This window comes from uncultured Maritalea sp. (assembly GCF_937139385.1).
In the GTDB taxonomy this organism is placed as follows: domain Bacteria; phylum Pseudomonadota; class Alphaproteobacteria; order Rhizobiales; family Devosiaceae; genus Maritalea; species Maritalea porphyrae_A.
The window spans coordinates 1-5,148 of sequence record NZ_CAKZPW010000094.1 but is presented as its reverse complement, the minus strand read 5'-3'; the positions used below and the strand labels follow the sequence as shown (position 1 = coordinate 5,148).

Below are 5,148 nucleotides of genomic sequence, written 5' to 3'. Positions count from 1 at the left end.
AATCAGGACTTGTGTCGCGGCATTCAGAAGGGGCGTGGGCATTCTTTCGGCTATCTGATGAAGCCAACGCCGCAGTGTTGGTGCAACATTTACTTGAGCAGCTTGATGCCAGTGACCCAGTGCTACAAGCAGATGTTTTGCGGCTTGAAGCTGTTCGGCGCGATCATCAAATGCGTGCTGCAACCTACTTCTCCAAAGTTGCCCGAGACTGGGATCGTGTTCGTTCCTTACATGCGCCCGAATCTGCGGTGGAGGCAGCCATTGTGGACATGATGAAGGGCACAAGCGTTGAGATGTTCATAGATTTGGGCACCGGTACGGGCCGGATGTTGGAATTGCTTGATGGACATTTCAAAAAAGGTGTTGGGATCGATTCAAGTCGGGAGATGATTTCGGTTGCTCGTTCCAAGTTCGAACGTTCAGGTCAAAAAAGCGTCTTTGTTCGGCTTGGCGATATCGCGCAGTTGGATGAATATAGCGCCAGTGCCGATATCACGATGCTGCATCAGGTGCTGCACCATTTCCTTGATCCTGGAAAGGCCCTGTTGAACGCGCGACAAACGCTCAAACCTGGTGGCAAAATCGTCGTTGTCGACTTTATGCCCCACAAGCTCGAGTTTTTGCGCGAAGAGCAGGCTCATAAGCGCCTCGGCTTGTCACATGAACAGATGCAAGCGTGGGCGCAGGCCGCACACCTTAAGGTTACAGACGCACGAGAAATACCCCATAACAAACCAGGTGGCGGACTAACAGTTTGCATTTGGCATTTGACAGACCAATCCTGAAACGGACCGGATATAGACCATGAGTGATACACCAATTTTCAGCCAGCCAGAACGATTGTCTCGGCAATCGGACTATGAGTTGCAACAACTTCAACTCTCTTTCGAGTTTTTCCCTCCAAAGAACGATAAGATGGAAGAGCGTTTTTGGGTTGCTATGGACAAGTTGGCGCCAATGAATCCGCGTTTCGTTTCCGTGACTTATGGCGCTGGAGGTACAACGCGTGACCGGACCACAAAAATTGTCTCACGGATTGAAAAAGACACTGGGGTGAATGCCGCCGCGCATCTGACTTGTGTTGGTGCGTCGAAAGAGGAAGTTGGGGATGTTGTGCGTGGCTATCAAGAAGCAGGCATTTCCCGGATTGTGGCCCTGCGCGGCGATCCGCCAGAAGGTGTGGGAATGCCGTTTCAGCCGCACCCTCAGGGCTATAAAAATGCTGCGGAGTTGGTGGCAGGAATTCGTGAAATTGGAGATTTTGATATTTCGGTGGCGTGCTATCCTGAAAAGCACCCGCAAAGCCCGGATTGGCACGGCGACATTGAGAATTTGAAACGCAAAATTGATGCGGGGGCTAGCCGCGCCATTACGCAAATGTTTTTTGACAATAGCGACTACCTGCGGTTCGTGGACAGAGCGCGCAATGCAGGCGTGCATGCACCTATTGTGGCCGGTATCCAGCCCATTCACAATTTTACCCAGGTGGCGAACTTTGCCAAACGATGTGGTACCAGCATTCCTGATTGGCTTGCGGACCGGTTTGATGGGTTAGAAGACGATCCCGAAACGCACGCTTTGGTGGCCTCCGCCGTTGCTGCGGAACAAGTGACAGAGCTAGTGGATCGGGGGGTAACAGAATTTCACTTTTACACCATGAACAGATCGTCTTTGGTCTTTGCTTTGGCGCGGCTATTGGGTCGTCGTCCGGCATAAAGGCAAGGAATTTGTGCTTTCGCCCTAGAAAGTACCCGTATTTGTTCTATATCTAGGCCAATTCGGCGAATTGTCGGGTTGAAGAGGGTGAACGAATGTCAGTTTGGCAGGTTATTGCAGAGAAGATTGGCTCTTTTGCCGAGGGTACAGGTATCGCTGGCTCTCTGGCGCAATTGTTTGATCCGGAAAACTGGCTGCTTGGTGGTCGTGAAGCGGCATTTACCCTTTCCCTTGTGGCTCTATCTGCAAAAATGGCCGCCGCTGATGGTGTCGTCACTGCCGATGAGATTCGTGCCTTCAGGCAGAATGTTCAAATTCCAGCGGGCGCTGAAGATCAGGTTGAGCGGATATTTGATCTCGCACAGCAAGATGTTGCCGGCTATGAATCCTATGCAAAACGCATTGAGCGCTTGTTCCATGACGACAAAGACGCATTGGAACATGTGTTAGACGGCCTGTTCCACATTGCTGAAGCTGATGGTTTGGTCCACGAAGACGAGCTTGCCTATTTACAGGTTGTCGGCGAAATTTTTGGTTTCACGGATGAAGAATTTGCACGGTTGGCTGCCCGGCATGTGGTCCTTTCGAGTACGGATCCTTACTTCATTCTGGGCGTGGACCCGGATGCTTCAGACAAAGACTTGAAAATTGCCTATCGCAAATTGGTAAGCGAGCATCACCCTGATCGTTTGATCGCCAAGGGGGTGCCAAGTGATTTGGTGCAAGTAACCTCAAAAAAGATGGCGGCAATAAATTCTGCCTATGACGCAATCTTGGATAGTCGCCGCGACTAATTGGGTAGTTCTTTCGCTTGACGTATTGCACCGCGCCCCATATGCCACAGGTGCCAGTTGGTCGGGCAGCCGCTGCAGCGTAAGCTGGAGAGGAAAGTCCGGACTCCACGGAAAAACGGTGCCGAGTAATGCTCGGCGGGGGCGACCCTAGGGAAAGTGCCACAGAAAGCAAACCGCCATGCGATGCATGGTAAGGGTGAAAGGGTGCGGTAAGAGCGCACCGCAGGGCCAGCAATGGCTCTGGCAAGGTAAACCCCACCGGGAGCAAAACCAAATAGGGATGACGCGGTCGCAAGACCGGCCCGTTTCCAGGCTAGTCATCCGGGTAGGTTGCATGAGGCATTTGGTAACAAATGCCCTAGATGAATGGTTGCCGCGTATAGCTTTGCTATGCCTTACAAAATCCGGCTTATAGACCAACTGGCTTTTTTACCCAATTGCTTCAAAAGCAACACAAAATTAAGCCTCATCATAGAAACTGCTCGGCAAAATTGTTTTTTTCTTAAGAATGATTTTATGGAGCAGCACCGCCCGCGTATTGGGCGCATAGGGAGTACAGCTCGACGTGTTCTTACACGCGGCGTAGATTTGTTTGGCGCAAGATTCACCCCACATTTCGGTTCTTCTGAACGAGGTTATTCGTTCTATTTCACCGCTTGAAGGGCGCCATGTGGTGGATGGTACATTTGGAGCAGGCGGTTACTCGCGCGCGTTTTTGCAAGCGGGTGCCCGTGTTACTGGTATTGATCGTGACCCAAATGTTTTGCCATATGCGCAAAACCTAAGTGCAGAATTTGGTGACGACTTCAGATTTGTTCAGGGGCGCTTTGCCGATCTCGAAGACTTGGCGCAAGAAAACAATATCGCCCCCATTGATGCCGTCGTGCTTGATATCGGCGTGAGCTCAATGCAGCTGGATGAAGGGGAGCGCGGCTTTTCCTTTATGCGAGATGGGCCGCTAGACATGCGCATGGAGCAATCCGGTGAAAGTGCGGCAGACTTGGTCAATGAACGCGATGAGCGCGAGATTTCCGATATCTTGTTTGAGCTTGGCGAAGAGCGACGTGCACGGCAGATCGCCAGCGCCATAGTTGCCCAACGGGATGAAAAACCCTTTGAAACCACGGCAGAGCTAGCAGAATTGATTGGCGAAAAACTTGGGCGTAAGCCGGGTGGATCACACCCTGCGACGAAAAGCTTTCAAGCGTTGAGAATTGCGGTGAATGCTGAATATGGTCAACTCGTGCGTGGACTATTTGCTGCGGAACGGCTGTTGCCAGCAGGTGGTGTATTGGCAGTGGTTTCGTTCCATTCAGTTGAAGACCGGATTGTGAAGCGCTTCTTTAAGCCACAAGAAAAAGGGTCGCGTCACGCCCCCATGCAAACAAAGAACCTGTTGCCTTGGGACAATATTTCTAAGGCCATTCGAGCGGGCAAAGACGAACTGGATGCGAACCCGCGTGCGCGCTCTGCGACTCTGCGCTTTGCCACGCGCAATAGTGAACCTGCCCGGGAGTTGAGCATTGAAGGGTTAGGTGTGCCTGGTTACGCCAGAAGGGAGTTTGCCTCCTAATGCGCGCATTTAATTTCTTTCTTCTTTGTACAAGTTTCTTGGCGCTGATCATGGTTTATGGCCAAAAGTACCGTACTGAAGAAGTGCAGTCACAAGTGATTGAGTTGCAGGATGAAATTGCGGGACAAAAACAAGTCTTGAGCGCCCTAGATGCTGAATGGGCGTTTCTTAATCAGCCTGGTCGTTTGCAAGCCATTGTTGAGCGTCATGCAGATGCATTAAACGTCGCGCCAATCGTTATTGCGCAATATGGATCCATCCAAGACATCCCAATGCGGCCTGTTGCGCCAGACGTTGAGGGTTTGGATGCTCTGCTGATGTCTTTGGGCGCCGGAGTTGATCCGAGCAATGTTGATGGATTGTCGAGCCAATGAGTGACGTGATGCATGATGTTGGACCAGCAATTGCCATAGATGGAGCCCGCAAATCGCGCGGGCATATGACGAAGAGCCGCATTCGGCTGACAGTCGCCCTGGCTATGCTTGTGTTTTCAATAGTTGCTGTCCGCTTGGTTATGCTTGCAGCGGTTGAAGTGGATGATGTGGCGCTGGGGCAAGCGCGGCCTGCGCTAACCGCTACTCGACCCGCATTGGTCGACCGAAATGGCAGCCCACTTGCGCTTGATATTCAAGTGCCTTCGCTATTTGCCGAGCCCCGTCGGATAATTGATGTCGATGAAGCGGTTGAAGCCCTTTCAATTGAATTCCCAGACATGGACCGCAAGTGGTTGCGGGGCAGGCTTGATGGGGACGAAGGATTTGTTTGGCTTCGCCGTGAACTAACACCCCAGCAAAAAGAGCGAATTCTGCGGCTTGGCATTCCTGGCATTGATTTTGTTTCAGAATCGCGACGGTTTTACCCTGGTGGTAATGTTGCTGCGCATATTTTGGGTGCGGTGAATGTCGACAATGTTGGCATTGCTGGCCTGGAGCGATTTCTGGATCAACGTGAAGTTGCATTGTTGCAAGATCTCGGCTTTGCCAGAGATCGTTCGTTGCAACCAGTTGAATTGTCCATTGATTTACGTGTGCAGCATGTGATGCATAATGAACTGGTGGATGCATT

General features: G+C 51.5%; 5 protein-coding genes, 1 other RNA gene and 1 pseudogene. All 7 read left to right on the top strand.

From position 1 onward, the window contains the following. On the top strand, positions 1-785 hold a 785-nt coding region (locus Q0231_RS03895), incomplete at its 5' end, for a class I SAM-dependent methyltransferase (RefSeq protein ID WP_299345333.1). 19 nt (positions 786-804) lie between these two features. After that, complete coding sequence (gene metF, locus Q0231_RS03890) at positions 805-1,716, top strand: methylenetetrahydrofolate reductase [NAD(P)H] (protein WP_269393723.1); 912 nt, start codon at positions 805-807, stop codon at positions 1,714-1,716. Between the two features lie 95 nt (positions 1,717-1,811). Beyond that, positions 1,812-2,510 (top strand): molecular chaperone DjiA, encoded by a 699-nt coding sequence (locus Q0231_RS03885; protein WP_269393724.1) that lies wholly within the window; start codon positions 1,812-1,814, stop codon positions 2,508-2,510. A gap of 53 nt (positions 2,511-2,563) precedes the next feature. Beyond that, an RNA gene (gene rnpB, locus Q0231_RS03880) (RNase P RNA component class A) lies at positions 2,564-2,938 on the top strand. Positions 2,939-3,102: 164 nt separating this feature from the next. Then, complete coding sequence (gene rsmH / locus Q0231_RS03875; RefSeq protein ID WP_269393725.1) at positions 3,103-4,083, top strand: 16S rRNA (cytosine(1402)-N(4))-methyltransferase RsmH; 981 nt, start codon at positions 3,103-3,105, stop codon at positions 4,081-4,083. Then, positions 4,083-4,457: a hypothetical protein gene (locus Q0231_RS03870; RefSeq protein ID WP_269393726.1), complete on the top strand. Its 375-nt coding sequence runs from the start codon at positions 4,083-4,085 to the stop codon at positions 4,455-4,457. The genes rsmH and Q0231_RS03870 overlap by 1 nt, the downstream gene beginning before the upstream one ends. After that, positions 4,454-5,148 (top strand): annotated as a pseudogene (locus Q0231_RS03865) (penicillin-binding protein 2); the annotation flags it as partial. The gene Q0231_RS03870 and the pseudogene Q0231_RS03865, both read left to right, overlap by 4 nt.